This is a genomic window from Komagataeibacter medellinensis NBRC 3288 (assembly GCF_000182745.2).
GTDB classification, from domain to species: domain Bacteria; phylum Pseudomonadota; class Alphaproteobacteria; order Acetobacterales; family Acetobacteraceae; genus Komagataeibacter; species Komagataeibacter medellinensis.
This window is the reverse complement of sequence record NC_016027.1, coordinates 1,333,495-1,349,735: the sequence shown is the minus strand read 5'-3', so window position 1 is coordinate 1,349,735 and position 16,241 is coordinate 1,333,495. Positions and strand designations below refer to the sequence as shown.

At 60.2% G+C, this 16,241-nt stretch carries 15 protein-coding genes and 1 pseudogene; 5 read left to right on the top strand and 11 right to left on the bottom strand.

What is annotated here, in order from left to right:
- Positions 1-169: 169 nt before the first annotated feature.
- Positions 170-1,072, bottom strand: a complete 903-nt coding sequence (locus tag GLX_RS06150) for a LysR family transcriptional regulator (RefSeq protein ID WP_014105137.1) — start codon at positions 1,070-1,072, stop codon at positions 170-172.
- Between the two features lie 97 nt (positions 1,073-1,169).
- Here GLX_RS06150 and GLX_RS06145 point away from each other — a divergent pair, with 97 nt between their 5' ends.
- The 3 genes from GLX_RS06145 to GLX_RS06135 all read left to right on the top strand — a co-directional run bounded on the left by GLX_RS06145 (position 1,170) and on the right by GLX_RS06135 (position 6,017).
- A complete protein-coding gene (locus GLX_RS06145; RefSeq protein WP_014105136.1) occupies positions 1,170-2,252 on the top strand; it encodes an aromatic ring-hydroxylating oxygenase subunit alpha in 1,083 nt (360 codons plus the stop codon).
- A 780-nt stretch (positions 2,253-3,032) separates the two neighbouring features.
- Positions 3,033-4,544 carry an aldehyde dehydrogenase family protein gene (locus GLX_RS06140; RefSeq protein WP_014105135.1) on the top strand — a complete coding sequence of 504 codons (1,512 nt, stop codon included), beginning with the start codon at positions 3,033-3,035 and terminating at the stop codon, positions 4,542-4,544.
- 192 nt (positions 4,545-4,736) lie between these two features.
- Positions 4,737-6,017 carry an NAD(P)/FAD-dependent oxidoreductase gene (locus GLX_RS06135; protein WP_041247223.1) on the top strand — a complete coding sequence of 427 codons (1,281 nt, stop codon included), beginning with the start codon at positions 4,737-4,739 and terminating at the stop codon, positions 6,015-6,017.
- A 201-nt stretch (positions 6,018-6,218) separates the two neighbouring features.
- On the opposite strand, the gene GLX_RS06130 is transcribed toward GLX_RS06135, so the two are convergent.
- The 4 genes and pseudogenes from GLX_RS06130 to GLX_RS18920 all read right to left on the bottom strand — a co-directional run bounded on the left by GLX_RS06130 (position 6,219) and on the right by GLX_RS18920 (position 7,958).
- Positions 6,219-6,437, bottom strand: a complete 219-nt coding sequence (locus GLX_RS06130; RefSeq protein WP_041247222.1) for a hypothetical protein — start codon at positions 6,435-6,437, stop codon at positions 6,219-6,221.
- Positions 6,438-6,650: 213 nt separating this feature from the next.
- Positions 6,651-7,119, bottom strand: a pseudogene (locus tag GLX_RS19325) (membrane-bound PQQ-dependent dehydrogenase, glucose/quinate/shikimate family); the annotation flags it as partial.
- Between the two features lie 121 nt (positions 7,120-7,240).
- Positions 7,241-7,429 carry a hypothetical protein gene (locus tag GLX_RS18925; protein WP_231850411.1) on the bottom strand — a complete coding sequence of 63 codons (189 nt, stop codon included), beginning with the start codon at positions 7,427-7,429 and terminating at the stop codon, positions 7,241-7,243.
- A gap of 103 nt (positions 7,430-7,532) precedes the next feature.
- Positions 7,533-7,958: a hypothetical protein gene (locus GLX_RS18920; protein WP_231850410.1), complete on the bottom strand. Its 426-nt coding sequence runs from the start codon at positions 7,956-7,958 to the stop codon at positions 7,533-7,535.
- Between the two features lie 238 nt (positions 7,959-8,196).
- Here GLX_RS18920 and GLX_RS06110 point away from each other — a divergent pair, with 238 nt between their 5' ends.
- Entirely contained in the window at positions 8,197-8,673 is a 477-nt protein-coding gene (locus tag GLX_RS06110; protein WP_041247221.1) for a GAF domain-containing protein, read from the top strand.
- Positions 8,674-8,743: 70 nt separating this feature from the next.
- On the top strand, positions 8,744-9,298 hold the full coding sequence (locus GLX_RS06105) for a hypothetical protein (protein WP_014105128.1): 555 nt from the start codon (positions 8,744-8,746) through the stop codon (positions 9,296-9,298).
- A gap of 90 nt (positions 9,299-9,388) precedes the next feature.
- Here GLX_RS06105 and GLX_RS06100 read toward each other — a convergent pair whose 3' ends face one another.
- The 6 genes from GLX_RS06100 to GLX_RS06075 all read right to left on the bottom strand — a co-directional run bounded on the left by GLX_RS06100 (position 9,389) and on the right by GLX_RS06075 (position 16,230).
- Positions 9,389-9,997, bottom strand: a complete 609-nt coding sequence (locus GLX_RS06100) for a glutathione binding-like protein (protein WP_014105127.1) — start codon at positions 9,995-9,997, stop codon at positions 9,389-9,391.
- Between the two features lie 159 nt (positions 9,998-10,156).
- A complete protein-coding gene (locus GLX_RS06095) occupies positions 10,157-11,017 on the bottom strand; it encodes a copper resistance protein B (RefSeq protein WP_014105126.1) in 861 nt (286 codons plus the stop codon).
- Positions 11,014-12,870 (bottom strand): copper resistance system multicopper oxidase, encoded by a 1,857-nt coding sequence (locus tag GLX_RS06090; protein WP_014105125.1) that lies wholly within the window; start codon positions 12,868-12,870, stop codon positions 11,014-11,016. Before GLX_RS06090 ends, GLX_RS06095 begins: the two co-directional genes overlap by 4 nt.
- Before the next feature lie 81 nt (positions 12,871-12,951).
- Positions 12,952-13,329 carry a hypothetical protein gene (locus tag GLX_RS06085; RefSeq protein ID WP_014105124.1) on the bottom strand — a complete coding sequence of 126 codons (378 nt, stop codon included), beginning with the start codon at positions 13,327-13,329 and terminating at the stop codon, positions 12,952-12,954.
- An 88-nt stretch (positions 13,330-13,417) separates the two neighbouring features.
- Entirely contained in the window at positions 13,418-13,759 is a 342-nt protein-coding gene (locus GLX_RS06080; protein ID WP_014105123.1) for a metal-sensitive transcriptional regulator, read from the bottom strand.
- 92 nt (positions 13,760-13,851) lie between these two features.
- On the bottom strand, positions 13,852-16,230 hold the full coding sequence (locus tag GLX_RS06075) for a heavy metal translocating P-type ATPase (RefSeq protein ID WP_041247220.1): 2,379 nt from the start codon (positions 16,228-16,230) through the stop codon (positions 13,852-13,854).
- Positions 16,231-16,241 lie beyond the last annotated feature (11 nt).

Below are 16,241 nucleotides of genomic sequence, written 5' to 3'. Positions count from 1 at the left end.
GGTGCGTATGTTATCAGGCCGTGCGTATCATACCAACGGGTAGATATTATTGTTCCGGTAAGGAAAAGTATCAGCCTGACAGATGCCTGGCAGGGTTGGCGGGGGAGGGTCAGGCCACTGCCGGTCCGCATGATGGGGCGTGCGTGGTTTCGGGCTGGCAGGAATTCGCTCAGGCGGGTTCAAACAGGTGGCGCGCCATCTCCCCCATGACCAGACGGGCCGCAAACGAGGCGGAGCGGGTGCGGTTCGTCACCAGCGCCAGCGCCATGGATGAGAGGCGCGGGTCAATAATGGGGATGAAGCACAGAGTGCCCGCACGCACTTCTTCCATCACGTCCAGGTTGCTCAGTATGCCTACTCCCAACCCTTCGGTAACAAGGGATTTGATCATCTGCACATTATCAGCCGATGCCGCGATCTCAAGCGGTATGTCTCTGCCTGCCAGCAGCCCATCCAGTTCGTGGCGCAGGGCCAGCGGCGGTTCGGGCATGACCAGCGCATAAGCCGCGCACAGGCTGATCCGTGCGCTGTGCAATGCGGCAATGGGGTGGCCGGGCAGGGCGACAAACCCCAGCGAGACACCGGTGCTGCTCACCACCACCAGATCGCGCATAGGGGGGGGATCAAGCATCAGGCCATAATCGACATCACCTTGTGTCACGGTGGCCGCGATATCCTGGTTGTCAAGGATGTTGGTGCGGATGGTAATGCCCGGATGGCTGTGACGCAGCATGTGAACCAGACGGGGCACCGGCCCGCAGGCAAGGGCCGCGATCAGGCCGATTGTCACATGTCCCCGCCGCAGGCCCTGCAGGTCGGCAATCTGCTGGCGCACGCGCTGCATGCCGCGCATCCATCCCCGCCCTTCCGCCAGCAGGCATTCACCCGCAGGGGTAAGGCGCAGCCCGGTAGGCAGCCGCTCGAACAGTGGTACACCCAGCGCCGCCTCGCCCTGCAATATCTGGCGGTCTATGGCGGAAGCCGCGATATGCAGTTCTTCCGATGCCCGGCGGATGGAGCCGCACTGGGCCACCACCATGAAATAACGCATGAAACGGGAAAAAACCGGCACGGCGCATCCGCTCTCTTTTTGCGAACAATAAAAACGATATTATGATATATACGTGCATACGCACATTGGAAAAAATCGGGCATCCGCCGCCTTCAGGATGACCGCCATGTCCCCTTCCGCGCACGCTGCTGACCAGCTTCCCCGTAACTGCACATTTGAACCCGATGACTGGAAGATCCTTGCGCGCTTCTGGTACCCCGTGGCGCTTGAGCGCGATGTCGGAGACAAACCGCTTGCAGCCATGCTGCTTGATGAGCCGCTGGTGGTCTATCGCGCCGGTGAGGAAATTGTCATAGCCCATGACCTGTGCCCGCATCGTGGCGTGCCGCTCAGCCTGGGATCGGGCGATGGCCGCAGCATTGCCTGCGCCTATCACGGTTTTCGTTTTGGCGGTGCGGGGCGCTGCGTGCGCATTCCCGCCCATCCCGATAACGCCATCCCATCAAAGATGAACCTGCGCACCTATCCCGCCATCCGGCGCTATGGTCTGATCTGGACCTGCTTGCGGCCAGATGGTCAGTGGCCACAGGATGCCGACGCGATCCGGGACAGCGCCGACATTCCGCTCATGCCGCACTGGGAAGATGTGGGGTTCCAGCAGATTGTCTGCCCCTCCATCGACATCCATGGCTTTGCGGGACGGCAGATGGAAGGGTTTCTCGATGTGGCCCATTTCGCCTTTGTGCATACCGCGACCTTTGCCGATGCCGACAACCCTGTCGTGCCGTCGTACAGGCCGGTATTGACCGACAAGGGGTTTGAGGTCGAATACCGTAGCACCGTTGCTAACTACCCCATCGGTCGTGTGGCGTACGGGCATGACGGGTTTGAGTGGCTGCGTCATTTCCGCACCCATCTGCCCTTTACCGCGACCCTGACCGTATATTTCCCCGAGAACGGGCGGCTGGTGATCATGAATGCGGCAGCTCCCGTTTCCGCACGGCTGACGCGCCTGTTTGCGCCGATATGCCGTAATTTCGATACCGACCAGCCCGTGCAGGATGTGTATGACTTTAACCGGAGCGTATTTGAGGAAGATAAAGCCATTGTCGAAACCCAGAAGCCCGAATGCCTGCCACTTGATCCCCGGCTGGAAGCTCATGTTCCTGCTGACCGCAGTTCCATTGCCTATCGCCGGGGGCTGCGTGATCTGGGGTTGAGCCGCTTCTTCATTTCCTGAATACAGGGCGATGCCGTCATTACCCTGACCGGCAGTTCAACAGGTTTTCCCTTTTGAACTGCCTGAAAATCATGACGAGATTCCTGGGGAAGCCTTTTTAAAAGTGGCATCCCGGAAAATTCTATCAGTCGTTCATTCCAGAACGGTTTCTGATGCTGCCACGGCCGGTAGATGGACGGTAGCCTCAACACTGACCATCCTGTTGCTTCGTTGATTACAAAATAAAAAATTCACATCATGAAAACCTGCGCTGTCCATGTGGTGCGGGTGAGAGGTCGCCCGGCTGCGTATGCGGCCATAGCACGTCATGGGCGATCCGACTCAGGAAAATGATGCGATGGCCCGGACACACGCATGTTGGATAAAATTCATAAGGAATAAATATTTCCCATTTTTTAACATACTAACATATTGATATATAATAATTTGCACTGTGTATCTTATGGCACCAGATGCAGACCTCACGATTACGTTATATTATTTCCGATTGTCGTACCAAGTCTGTCTATATATATATGAATATAGATGGTTCCCCGATATTGCGCCGGGGCGTGTTCCGATACTGTCTGGTTTGGAGGGAAATAATATCCACCTGATTGGCACGATCATGATCTGCAATTTCAGGTTAGGAAGTAAATTCAGACATCCCTTACTGTATTTCGGATCACATCCATGCCTTCGTTTTGTTTATATCTTCAAAATACATGAAATTAATGAGGTTATTTCTGACCAATTTATTAATTTATGTTTTTTGAAGGATTGTACTGAAGGAATATTATCATGTCAGCAGACAGCCTTACGGCAGCCCCGCCGTTCAAATCCCGCTATGGCAATTATATCGGTGGTAAGTGGGTGGCCCCGGTCGATGGTCATTATCTGACCAATACATCTCCCGTTGATGGCCGTGTGCTGTGTGAAGTGCCCGCTTCCACCGCAGCCGATGTAGAACTGGCACTCGATGCCGCGCACAAGGCCAAGGCCGCCTGGGGCAACATGGCACCGGCAGACCGCGCGCTGATCTTGCTCAAGGCAGCAGATATCATGGAGAAGAACCTCGATCTTCTCGCCCGCGCCGAGACATGGGACAATGGCAAGCCCATCCGCGAGACCCTGACCGCCGACATCCCGCTGGCCATCGACCATTTCCGTTACTTCGCTGGCTGTATCCGTGCCCAGGAAGGTACGCTGAGTGAGATCGACGCCACCACCATCGCCTACCATTTCCATGAACCGCTGGGTGTCGTGGCCCAGATCATTCCGTGGAACTTCCCGCTGCTCATGGGTTCGTGGAAGCTGGCTCCCGCACTGGTTGCCGGTAACTGCGTGGTCATGAAGCCTGCCGAAAGCACGCCTGCTTCCATGCTGGTGCTGATGGAACTGATCGGTGATCTGTTCCCGCCCGGGACGCTGAACATCGTCAACGGCCTGGGCAAGGATGTGGGGGCAGCCCTGTCCAACAGCGACCGTATTGCCAAGATCGCCTTCACCGGTTCCACCCCGACCGGCAAGATGATCGCGCATGCCGCCGCCGAACACCTGATCCCGGCCACGCTGGAACTGGGTGGCAAGTCGCCGAACATCTTTTTTGCCGATATTATGGACAAGGACGACGATTACCTGGACAAGGCGATCGAAGGCTTCACCATGTTTGCGCTCAACCAGGGGCAGATCTGCTCGTGCCCCAGCCGTGCTCTGGTGCATGAATCCATCTATGAGAAGTTCATCGAGCGCGCTCTGCCCCGCATCAAGGCGATCCGCCAGGGCAATCCGCTGGACCCGAACACCATGATGGGTGCGCAGAACTCCCACGGCCATCAGGAAAAGATCCTGTCCTACATCGATATAGGCAAGGGCGAAGGCGCCGAACTGCTGACCGGTGGCGGTCGTCCCGACCTTGGTGGCGACCTGAACAACGGGTGCTACGTGCAGCCGACCGTGTTCAGGGGCAACAACAAGATGCGCATCTTCCAGGAAGAGATCTTTGGCCCGGTTCTGGCTGTAACCACCTTCAAGACAGAAGAAGAAGCGCTGGCCATCGCCAACGACACCCCCTTTGGCCTCGGCTCGGGTGTGTGGAGCCGCGATGCCAACACCTGTTACCGCATGGGCCGTGGGCTTGAGGCCGGTCGCGTGTGGATCAACTGTTACCATGTCTACCCGGCACATGCGGCATTTGGTGGTTACAAGAAGTCCGGCATCGGACGTGAGACCCACAAGATGGTGCTCGAACACTACCAGCAGACCAAGAACATGCTGGTCAGTTACAGTGAAAAGAAGCGCGGCTTCTTTTGATGCTGGGGCGGTGAAAGCCGCCACACCCTGAGCGACAGGCAGGACGGCCAGGCCGGGTTTACCGGTTCGGCCGTCCGGCGTCGTACCCATGCCGACAGGGTAGGAGTAGACGGATTTTTTTTGATTTAATGCATGCAGCAGGTTTTCCCCCCGGCGGCGGAGTGCTGTGCGGCAGGGTTGGAGGAATGTAGGATGGCACAAAAGTTTCGGGTCGTGATTGTAGGCGGCGGCGTGGCCGGACTGGCGCTGGCAACCCGGTTGGGTAATTCCATCGGGAAGTCGGGCCACGCGCAGGTCACACTAGTCGACAAGAGCTTCGCCCATGTGTGGAAGCCCATGCTGCACTGCTTTGCCGCAGGCACGGCTGCCAATGAGAATGACCGCATCAGCTTCCTATCACAGGCCAGTCGCCATCATTTCGAATTCTGGCCCGGTGAGATCGCGGGCATGGACCGCACGGCCAAGACCATCATGCTCGCCCCCGTTGTCGAACCGACCGGTGAGGTCATACTCGATGAACGCAAGCTGGAATATGATGCGCTGATCCTGTCGATTGGCAGCCGCGCGAATGATTTCGGTACGCCGGGCGTGGCCGAGCACTGCCTGTTCATTGACAACCTTGTCGAGGCCAACGGCTTTAACGAACGTTTCCGCATGGAACTACTCAAGGCATTTGGTAATAACGAGGAACTGGACATCGCCATCGTGGGCGGTGGCGCCACCGGTACCCAGCTTGCGGCTGAACTGCACAAGGCGCTCGATCTGGCCTCGCTCTACAGCTTTGGCAAGAAGCCGCCGAAGCTGAAGATTACCCTGCTTGAGGCTGGTCCCCGCATCCTGCCTGCTTTCCCTGAAGCGGTTTCCACGGCCGCGCAGAAGGAGCTTGAAGCCATTGGCGTGACCGTGCAGACAGCGGCCATGGTCAGTGGTGCCGATGAAAAGGGCTTCATGCTCAAGGATGGCACCCGCATTCCCGCCACGCTGCGTGTATGGGCGGCAGGGGTGAAGGCACCCGATGTCACGCGCAAATTCGGTAACCTGAAACTTTCGCGTTCCGGCCAGCTTGAAGTGCGTCCTACCCTGCAACTGGTCGAGGATGACAACATCTTCGCTGTAGGCGATTGTGCCTTCATTGCCGAAAAGCCGGTTGCTCCCACGGCGCAGGCCGCACGCCAGCAGGCGCACCACCTGGCCCGTCATATTCCGGCGTGGATCAATGGCCGCGCGCTCCCGCCCTTCGCTTTTAACAACAAGGGTGCAGTTGTGGCACTGGGTGACTATAATGGCTGGGGTACATTTCCTGGTGGCAAGGTATTTGGTGGTGGCTGGCTGCGTGGCATCAGCGCGCGCATGGTTCATCTCATGCTGTACCGCCAGCACCAGTTCGAGCTTTATGGCACGTTCCGCGGCCTGATTTCGTGCCTGGTGGACTGGCTGGATGTATTCGTGCGCCCCTCCGTCCGGCTGGACTGACGCCTTTCTTTTTTCAGGGCGCAGGTCTGTTTACCGCCGCATGTCTTCGGGCATGCGGCGTTTTTCGTGACCGCTGCGTGATGGCCCGCAGGGGGAGTGTCAGGCAGGGGGAAGGGGTTGGCCGGTTTTACTGCCCGAATTCCCTGAAAGGTCAGGTCTGGGCAATGATGATCTTCTTCTGGTCGGCAAATTCGGTATCGGTCAGGTTTTCTGGTGCTGCAAACCGGTCGGGTGTCCCCTGCGCAGAAGGCTGTACGGTATAGCCAGAACGATATTTTCCTGAGCCTCCAGCGCCTCTTCATTGATGATGCTGCTGTCACGTAACCGCGCCAGTCGGGCAGGCCAGTCACAAGCGATGTTCAGGCTGTCGGCCTGTGCGGCGGGCAGGTCATTTCTCCATCCGCTTTCTGTGGGGTGCATTCCCACGTTATTTCTACGTACCATTGTTTTGCGGCATTGTTGCCATGTCGCGCCTCTGGGCAGTGCAGGCATGGCGGTTTTTATCCCAATACAGATGTAATCAGCAGCACGACCCCGACCGGACAGAAAAAAGGGGTGCCAGCCTGAACCGGACACCCTTGGCGTGCGTGCGCTGCGATTACTGCGCGATTGTGGCGGCATCTTTTTTCATCATCAAACATAATAGGCGATGATGTGGTCATCACTGCGGGTGCCAAGACCCCCGGTGGCCGCCTGCTGCGATCTGGACATACTGCTTGCTCTCGATCTCATAGGACATGGGCGTTGCCTGGCCACCGGTGGTCAGGCAGTCGGTCAAGGTGATCTTGCTGGTGGCAAGGTCAAAGGTCCGCAGGTAGTCATCTGCCATGGCACCCATGAATACGAGGCCACCCTTGGTTACAATGCCGCCACCAATGTTGTACATGCCCGTGGGTAGCGGTAGGTTGTTATGCGTTTGGAACAGCCCCGTATCGTGGGTCGTACCCATGGGGTGTTGCCATACGATTGTCTTCGTAATCAGATCAATGGCCGAGATCGTGCCTCAGTTCGGCTCCATGCTGGGGATATGCAGCGGGTTCCGCCACGGGCTGGTCAGCGCGATGCAGGGCGTGCCGTAATCAGGTGAGACGGACAGGGCGTCCGGTATCATCATCCAGCTATGGGCGTGCAGCGTGCCGCCAACTTTGAGCAGTGTGATCTCCAGGTTAAACTCATACCCCTGGTCGGGGCCTGCAACCGTGCCTTCGCCATCTTGCTGCACATCACCTGTGCGCGTGGCCCAGGCCCGCTTGAGGTGGCTGATATTGCCCCACGTAATTCTGGTTCAGCGAGGAATAGCGGTTTTCCCCATCGTGTGCCCGTAGGCTTGCCTGTCGGCATTGGCCACGCCATCGGCGGTCGGGTCGGGTCGGGTCGGGTCGGGTCGGGTTGACCGGGCTCTGAGCTGCCATGCGGCCCTTGGACACAGTGCCATCTATGGAGTGGGCGCTGAAGTAACTGATGGCCAGCACCACGGCCGCCAGGTCAATGGTGCCAGCATCTCCCGCTTGTCGGTCAGCCAGCTTTCACTGGTGCATCAGACTCATGGCCGCAGCATCCATACGCCAAAGCCGATGGTGCCATCAGCCGGACTTCCAGCTCCCGGATGTTGAAGCCCGTTTCGATCAGTACCCACAGGGTGGTCAGTCTCAGGAAGGCTGCAGAGATCCGCATGGTCAGACGGAAGGCCTTGATCACCTCCACTGCCACGGCAGGAATCAGGCAACCTACCAGCACATAGAACCATGACCCGCCCAGGAACATAAGCTGTGCACTGCCAAAGAAAAATCCCCGCCAGTTCCAGAAATACTGAGGTTGTGATGGAAAACAGCGTTTATTTATCCTCTCACATTCCTGCGTTATTTCTGAAATTTTAAATAGATCACAATGGTAGTAGGACTGGCTCCTGTCTTTGTACGGCCAGCGTGTCTGCAATACCATGACGCAAGCAGGCGGCATCAGATGGATTGCAGGGAATGTCACATGTATATGATGCAAACATATGGCCCTGTCTCATGAATGAGACACTTGTCCCGTCCCTGCCGGTGATGGCGGGAACAGCATGGTGCGCAGGCCGTGCGCAAACGTCGCGCTCGCTGTGGGGAAGAAGGCCGGTTGACCCGGTGACACAATCATGCCCACTGAAGGCAACTTGAGTGTGACAGAGGATCAGAGAACCATGGCCGCCCCCACCCTGCGCCTGACCCCGGACGAACTGGTGCCGGGTGTTGCTGCCGTTCTGGCAACGGAGACGGACCTGATTGCCAATATGGCGAACATCGCCGCCCTTGTATATGAAGCCCTGCCGGACCTGAACTGGGCGGGGTTTTACCTGTGGAAGGAAGATCAGTTGGTGCTCGGTCCCTTTCAGGGTCGGGTTGCCTGTACGCGTATCGCATTCGGCAAGGGGGTCTGCGGGGCGGCCGCGCGGGATCGGGTAACGCAGGTCGTGCCGGACGTACACGCCTTTCCCGGCCATATCGCCTGTGACGCGGCATCCGCTTCGGAAATCGTCGTGCCCATACTGGTAGGGGAGCGATTGCTGGGCGTGCTGGATCTCGATAGCCCGCACAAGGCACGTTTTGGCCAGGCTGAGCAGGCCATGCTGGAAAAGATTGTGGCGTTGCTGGTGCAGACCCTGCCCGATGGAGCTTGACGGACGGCAATGGCCATTCTTGTCCATATCCATTAAAATATAGATATCGACGGGGTATCAAGGACAGATCATGAGCATGCGTGTGAAAAAGGGAATGCTGGCAGGGCTGCTGGTGCTGGTCATGGGCAGCGTGGCCAGCCCTGTTCTGGCGGCACAGCCCGGCCCGCAGGATACGGACAGCGCATGCGCGGGGACAGGGCCGGTCCTGCCTGATGAACTGGCTGGTTGGGCCACGCCGGAATCTGCCACAGCTGCGGCCAATGCGGCGGGGTTGGCCGCCATGGTTCTTGTGCCCGGCCGCGCGGTGAGCGCCCGCCTGCACCTAGTAAGCAAAATGGAATATGTGCTGCCGCCAGAACAGGCCGGTGCCCCGGACAGTACGGGCGGCATGGTGGTGTTCCAGGCGCCCGTGGCTGGAACATACCGGGTCATGCTGGGGCAGAAAGCATGGCTGGATGTGGTGCGTGGCGGTGAGACCACGGCATCCGTCCACCACCAGCACGGGCCCGCATGTAGCGGTATTGGCAAGATGGTGGACTTTGAACTGCCTGCCGGGCGCTCCGTTATTGAACTGAGTGCCGCCAGCACGCCTGAAATCGAAATCATGGTGACAGCCGTACCGTAAGGACTGCCCCATGTCCTGCCGCCACTGCGGGCCGGACCAGCAGAGGCGGCAGCAGCGGGGCGCTTTGCTGCCGGTTACAGGCCGCCGGGTTCAGGCCAGCCCTTCTGTCTTCAGGGCCTTGAGGGTAGCGGGGCGGGCAAAGACCCGCTCATGCAGGGCATATGCCTTGGGATAGGCCGAAATATCCACATTCACATGCGGGGCCCAGCTTAGGATGACCGCAATCAGTGCGTCCGCCTGCGTAAAGCCCGTGGGCAGCATGTAGCCATCCGTTCCCGCATCCAGTTCCGCTTCAAGCTGGCCCATCCGGCGGGCGATCACGCTTAGGATGCGTTCACGTGTTACGGCTGGTAGGTCTGGGGCAAAAAGCGGGCCAAAAGCGCTGTGCACGTCCTCGCAGAAGCCCAGTGCTTCAAGCAGGCGTGCCTGCTCCAGTGAGCCTGCTGCCGGATGGAAAGCGGCAATGTCGGACTGTGCGCCAATATAGGGCAGCACCGCCACGTTCTGGGTCAGTACCACACCGGGAGCGATTTCCAGCGCCGGCACAGCGCCACGCGGGTTGATCCTGAGGTAATCCTGCCCATTGGCCGTTTTCTTGGTCTTCAGGTCCACCTGCTCCAGCGTGTAGGGCAAGCCGGTTTCGTTCAGGATGATATGTGAGGCGAGAGAACAGGCACCAGGCGTATAATAGAGCTTCATGGAGTACTATTCCTTGTCCTTGTATCGGCATGTTTGTCGGCCATTCCGCTTCGTGTGTGATCTCGGGCGGGGCGGATGAAAGGTGGCACAGCGACCCGGTGATGAGAAGCAGCCCCACCGGGCAGCAGCCTTTCCGGGCCAGGCTGTGCCGCAGGCAGGTCAGAACCAGCCGCGAATGCCAAAGCTGAACCGCAGCGTGCCTGTCTCCCCCTGCTGGTCATGCACAATCCGGCGCGCCTGTGTCAGGTAGCCGGAATAGGTCACGGCAACATAGGGGGCGAATTTGCGCCATATTTCATAGCGCAGCCGTAGCCCGGCATCGACATCGGACAGCCCGGCGCCCACCTGCCGTGCGGGATCGGATTTGGTGTAGAGATTGAACTCTGCCTGAGGCTGCAGGATCAGCCGGTTGGTCAGCAGGAAATCGTATGATCCCTCGATCCGGGTGGCGAACCGCCCCCGGTCGCTTACATAGGCGGTGGCCTGGAATTCAAACTGGTAGAGAGCAAGTCCCTGTATGCCTACAGCGCCCCAGGTGCGCGTCGGGCCATCGTCAATATCCGCACGCACGCCGCCCTGCACGTTGAAATAGGATGAAATGGCACGGCTGTACAGCAGTTCATGATCGCCATCATGCAGCCGTCCCCGCTCAAGCGTACCTTCGGACTTGAGCCAGACACGGTTGTAGTCGGTCCCGTACCAGGCTTCCCCATCCCAGCGGAAATCCGTGCCACCAGGTGCGTAGCGTCCCTCCAGTTCATCCATGATGCCGTGGAAATAGCGGGCATGGTCCATCACCGGCTTCATGTTGCCCAGATAGACCACCGGTGTGGCGGAAGGGGCATCGGCAGCATGATAGGTCGGCTTGGGTGGGGCGTACGTGCGGGGCGTATTCTTGTGGGGGGCTGTGTGTGTGGTGGCCGTGTGGGTGCTGGCACTGTCCGGGCTGGTGGGCTGTGCCAGTGCCGCCGCGCCCATGCCGGATGACAGCACGGCGGCCATGCAGATCAGGCCCCTCATTCCACAATGACCGTGCGGAACATGCCCAGTTCCATATGCAGCATGAGATGGCAGTGATAGGCCCACATGCCCGGTGCATCGGCGGTAACCAGATAGCTCAGCCGTGAACCGGGCTGCGCGATGATGGTGTGTTTATATGGGCGGTATTCTCCCTGTCCGTTCTCCAACTCGCTCCACAGCCCGTGCAGGTGGATCGGGTGTTCCATCATCGTGTCATTGATCAGGGTAAAGCGTACCCGTTCGTTGCGTTGGAGGCGGATTGGCCCGGACTCGGAAAATTTTCGGCCATTGAAGCCCCATATGTAGCGTTCCATGTTGCCGGTCAGGTGCAGGATGATCTCCCGCGAGGGTGGGCGGGGGTCCGTGCCGGGGCGGGTGGCGCGTAGCTGCCGGTAGTTCAGCACGCGGCGGCCATTGTTCTCCAGCCCGTCGCCGGGGCTGTCCAGGCGGTCAATAGGCATGCGGGCGATGTTCTGGTTTTCCACATTCAGTGGTGGTGGTCCCGGATCATCGATTTCCAGCGCGGGCGTGCTGGCCGGTTGGGTATGCCCCATGTCCATGCCGGGCATGCTGCTGTCCATTTCCATGCCGGGCATGTTCATATGATGCAGGGCGTGGTCCGGTTTTTCGTCCGGCATATCCATGTCCTGCATGTCGTGGTCCGGCTGCGTGTCGGGCATGTCCATGTGCTGCATGGCATGGCCCGTTTTCATGTCGCCCATGCCCATATCGACCATGGTTCGCACCGGGCGCGGGTCCATGGGCGGGATCGGGCCGCTCATGCCGGGGCGGGGGGCGAGGGTGCCCCGGGCGTAGCCGGTGCGGTCCTCGCTCTGGGCAAAGATGGTATAGGCAGCGCTGTCGCGTGGCTGCACGATCACGTCGTAGGTTTCCGCCACCCCGATACGGAATTCATCCACCGGCACGGGTTCGACATCATTGCCATCAGCCTGTACCACCAGCATTTCCAGACCGGGTATGCGGATATCAAAAAACGTCATGGAGGATGCGTTGACAAAACGCAGCCGTACCCGCTCACCGGGGCTGAATAGCCCGCTCCAGTTCATGTCGGGCGCATGGCCGTTCATCAGGTAAGTGTAGATGATGCCGGTCACGTCCGAAATGTCGGTCGCCGCCATGCGCATGCGTGACCAGGCCAGGCGGTCCTTCAGGGCCGGTAGCAGGCCACCTGCCATGCGAGCCTCATGCGGCAGGGAAGCGGCAGTGCGCTGGCGGAAGACATAGTAGTCATCCTGCATCTTGAGGTTGTTGATTATGTCCATGGGCGAGACATCCGTCCATTCAGACAGCACGATCACGTAATCCCGCGCACAGGCATGCGGGTCGGGGCGCAGGGGGTCGATCACCACCGCGCCATACAGTCCCTGTGCTTCCTGCATGCCGGAATGGCTGTGGTACCAGTAGGTTCCGCTCTGGCTGACCCGAAAGCGGTAGGTAAAGCTCTTGCCGGGCGGTATGCCGGTAAAGCTCAGGCCCGGCACGCCATCCATGGTGTAGGGCAGGCGTATTCCATGCCAGTGAATGGAGGTGTCTTCATCTTCAAGCGTGTTGGTCACGCTCAGGGCAACCGTATCCCCCTCCCGCCAGCGCAGGATGGGACCGGGCACGGCCCCGCCTATGCATGGCGCGTGCAGGACCTTGCGGTCGATTTCGATACGGGTGCGGCCAACATTCAGGCTCCATGCCGGGTGCGAGGCTGGTGGTACCATGCCCGTGGGGCTGGCATGGGCGGCAGGTGGGCGGGGCAGGGCGGCGGCAAGGCCGCCCGCGCCCAGGCCCGTCACGAAGCGCCGCCGGGTCAGGCGCGCGCGTGAGGGAACAGGCATATGCATGGGAAAAATCCGGAAAACAGGGCTGTCAGAACCTGCCGGGGCATGCGCGCCAGCAGGGCATGAAGCACGCCAGACAGGCGTTTATGTGTTCCGGTTTTTCGGGGGGCGGAGCGGGGGCAGCCAGTCACCGCCCGGGTGCCGGGCCGGGGTATGGATCCCGAAGGGCCGTCCGCCCGTTATGGGACAGGCGATCAGGTGCGGCGTGGTAGGGGGGGAGGGTATGTCCGTGCCCGCATGGATATGGCAGCACTGTCCGCCCGTGGGTGTGGTGTGGTGCATATGGACCATGTGGGCGGCATGGGTTGCCGCTGTCATGCACTGGGGCTGGTCTGCCTGTGTACAGACAATCAGGGTGGGATGTGCCCGTGCGGGCAGGGGAACAGCACCGACCAGCAGCCCGACCTGCACCAGCAGCCAACTCAGCAGACCAATCCAGACCCGGCCATGTGTCCTGATCATTCAGGGCTCCCGTGCACCGATGCACCACGCATAGACAGGGGTTTTATAATACCCATGGGGGGCATAAGAAAGCATTTTTTCCACTTTGTTAGCGGATCAGCTTGCGTACGATCCCTAGCAGTTCATCCATCGTCTCATCTCCCCCGTCTTCCATTACGGCCTTGCGCACGCAGCCCTTGGCATGTGTGGACAGGATCTGGATGGCCACCCCGTCCAGTGCTGCCTTTATGGCCGAGACCTGGGTCAGGATATCAACACAATACCGGTCATCCTCGATCATGTTCAGCACGCCGCCCATCTGGCCTTCAATGCGGCGCACGCGATTAATAAGGGCTTTCTTGTGGGGCTGTTCAACCTTTTTTGGGTCAGGCTGCGGGACGCATTGCGCGCACTCTGCCTGTTTTTTTCCTGGCTGTCCGTTTCGTGGCATGCACCGTAATTCCCTGCATCGTTTCGTGGCACGATAGCAGCCTAAGGCTCCCCGCACCACGCATGCTCCGCATTGCGCGCGGGGCGGGGCATTCAACTGCCCGCGCGGGTGCCGGGCTTCCAGCGGTTGAGTAGGAGCGCGTTGCTGACGACCGAGAGCGAACTCATGGCCATCGCACCGCCCGCCACGATCGGGTTGAGCAGGCCGAACGCCGCCAGTGGCAGGCCGAGAATGTTGTAGATGAAGGCAAAGAACAGGTTCTGGCGGATCTTGGCAATCGTTGCGCGGGAAAGCGAGATGGCATCGGGCACACTGCCCAGTTCGCTGCGCATCAGGATAATATCGGCTGTATCGAGCGCTATGGCAGCCCCGGCGCCAATGGCAAAGCTTACATCGGCCGCCGCAAGGGCCGGGGCATCATTGATCCCGTCCCCCACCATGCCCACGACTGCGTTCTCACTCCGGTATTTCTGCACTTCATGCGCCTTGTCGGCCGGCAGCACGCCCGCGCGGTAATCATCCACCCCCACCGCGCGCGCCACCACGGCGGCCGTGTGCTGGTTGTCGCCTGTCAGCATGATGACCCTAATGCCCGCGGCCCTGAGCGTGCTGACGGTTGCCACCGCATCGGGGCGCAACTGGTCGGACAGGGCAATATAGCCCAGAAACCGCCCATTCGCCGCAACGCCGATGGTGGTCTTGCCTTCATGCTCCAGCCGGTCGGTTACCGCAGTGTCGGGCATGAGGTTGCTGTCCGTCAGGAAGCGGGGTGAGCCAAGGCATGCGGCAATCCCGCCAACACGCGCGGTAACGCCCTTGCCCGGTATGGCCACAAAATCCGTGACCGGTTCCGGTGCTACGCCATTGGCCTGCGCATGCGCCACGATGGCCCGGGCCAGCGGATGTTCGGAATCCTGTTCCAGCGCGCAGGCCATGGCCAGCAGCGTGTGTTCATTCACGCCCGCCGTGGGCAGGACATCGCTGACACCCGGCCTGCCCTGTGTTAGCGTGCCGGTCTTGTCCATGATGAGCGTTGTCAGCTTCTGTGCCCGTTCCAGCGCATCGGCGTTGCGGAACAGGATGCCCGCGCGCGCGCCCGCCCCGGTGCCCACCATGATGGCCGTGGGCGTTGCAAGCCCCAGCGAGCATGGGCAGGCAATGACCAGTACCGATACGGCGGATACGATACTCCACCCCGCATTGCCCGTTACAAGCCATCCCACCACGAACGTGACCAGTGCGATCGCCAGCACCGCAGGCACGAATATGTTGGCAATCCGGTCCACCAACCGCTGTACGGCGGCCTTCGATCCCTGCGCCTGCTCCACCATGCGCACGATATGGGCCAGTGCCGTATCATGGCCCACGCCGGTGGCGGTAGCGCGCAATGCGCCGGTGGTATTGGTCGTGCCGCCAAAGACCGTGCTGCCGGGTTGCTTGATCGTCGGCAGACTTTCTCCCGTCAGCATGGCTTCGTTGACTTCCGATGCCCCTTGCGTGACCGTGCCGTCAACAGGAATGGCTTCACCGGGGCGTACCACGAATGTGTCGCCTACGCGCACATCCGCCACGGGCCGGTCCACAATGCTGCCACCGGTCTCGATATGGGCTATGGCGGGCTGCAGGCGCAGCAGGCTTTCAAGCCCCGCCCCCGTCTGGTTGCGTGCCCGGCTTTCCATTAGCCTGCCTAGGGAGATCAGGGTAATGATCGCGACACTGGCCTCGAAATAGATCGGCTGCTTCAGGCCCAGTGCGACCACAATCGCGCTGAAGCCGTAAGCAATGCTGGTGCCCAGTACCACCAGCACATCCATGTTCGCCCCCCCGCCGCGCACGGCCTTCCAGGCGCGCGCATACATATGGCGCGCGCAGTAGGCCTGAACGGGTGTTGCCAGCAGCCATTGTAGCCAGCCGGGCATCATGTGCATGGAGCCTGACAGCATCATCACCATCTGCCCCCAGAAAGGGAGCGACAGCAGCAGGGTCAGGCCAAACTGGCGGCAGGCCGCGTGCCATTCCCGCGCGCGTTCCATGCGGGGATCAGCCTGTGGCGTATCTTCAACGGGTTCTGCGCCGTAGCCCGCCTTTTCAATACGGGCGATCAGGGCGGCGGGATCGGTTACGCCGGGCACGAAGACGATATGCGCCCGCCCGGTGGCAAGATTAACGCTGGCGCGTGTCAGTGGCAGGCGGTCTAGCACCTTTTCGATCCGGGCGGAGCAGGCAGCGCACGACATGCCGGTTATGGCCAGGTCGATGCTCTTTTCCCCCACCGTAAAACCTGCCTTGCCGAGGGCGGAGGCAACATTGGCAAGGGTTGCGGCGGGGGTGTCCAGTGTGACCTGTACGCGTTCGGTGGCAAGATTGGCGGTGGCATGCACCCCGTCCTGCCGGTTCAGGACTTTTTCGATACGGGCAGCGCAGGCAGCGCACGACATGCCGCCAACAGGGAATGTAAAGGTCTGGGGCATGGGGCCACTCC

Excerpts from the sequence above, each read along its gene's own strand:
- GLX_RS06145 (WP_014105136.1), top strand. The coding sequence starts at position 1,170 with ATGACCGCCATGTCCCCTTCCGCGCACGCTGCTGACCAGCTTCCCCGT.
- GLX_RS06085 (WP_014105124.1), bottom strand. The coding sequence starts at position 13,329 with ATGATCAGGACACATGGCCGGGTCTGGATTGGTCTGCTGAGTTGGCTG.
- GLX_RS06100 (WP_014105127.1), bottom strand. The coding sequence starts at position 9,997 with ATGAAGCTCTATTATACGCCTGGTGCCTGTTCTCTCGCCTCACATATC.
- GLX_RS18925 (WP_231850411.1), bottom strand. The coding sequence starts at position 7,429 with ATGGCAGCTCAGAGCCCGGTCAACCCGACCCGACCCGACCCGACCCGA.
- GLX_RS06075 (WP_041247220.1), bottom strand. The coding sequence starts at position 16,230 with ATGCCCCAGACCTTTACATTCCCTGTTGGCGGCATGTCGTGCGCTGCC.
- GLX_RS06135 (WP_041247223.1), top strand. The coding sequence starts at position 4,737 with ATGGCACAAAAGTTTCGGGTCGTGATTGTAGGCGGCGGCGTGGCCGGA.
- GLX_RS18920 (WP_231850410.1), bottom strand. The coding sequence starts at position 7,958 with ATGGTATTGCAGACACGCTGGCCGTACAAAGACAGGAGCCAGTCCTAC.
- GLX_RS06080 (WP_014105123.1), bottom strand. The coding sequence starts at position 13,759 with ATGCCACGAAACGGACAGCCAGGAAAAAAACAGGCAGAGTGCGCGCAA.
- GLX_RS06110 (WP_041247221.1), top strand. The coding sequence starts at position 8,197 with ATGGCCGCCCCCACCCTGCGCCTGACCCCGGACGAACTGGTGCCGGGT.
- GLX_RS06130 (WP_041247222.1), bottom strand. The coding sequence starts at position 6,437 with ATGCACCCCACAGAAAGCGGATGGAGAAATGACCTGCCCGCCGCACAG.
- GLX_RS06105 (WP_014105128.1), top strand. The coding sequence starts at position 8,744 with ATGAGCATGCGTGTGAAAAAGGGAATGCTGGCAGGGCTGCTGGTGCTG.
- GLX_RS06140 (WP_014105135.1), top strand. The coding sequence starts at position 3,033 with ATGTCAGCAGACAGCCTTACGGCAGCCCCGCCGTTCAAATCCCGCTAT.
- GLX_RS06095 (WP_014105126.1), bottom strand. The coding sequence starts at position 11,017 with ATGAGGGGCCTGATCTGCATGGCCGCCGTGCTGTCATCCGGCATGGGC.
- GLX_RS06090 (WP_014105125.1), bottom strand. The coding sequence starts at position 12,870 with ATGCATATGCCTGTTCCCTCACGCGCGCGCCTGACCCGGCGGCGCTTC.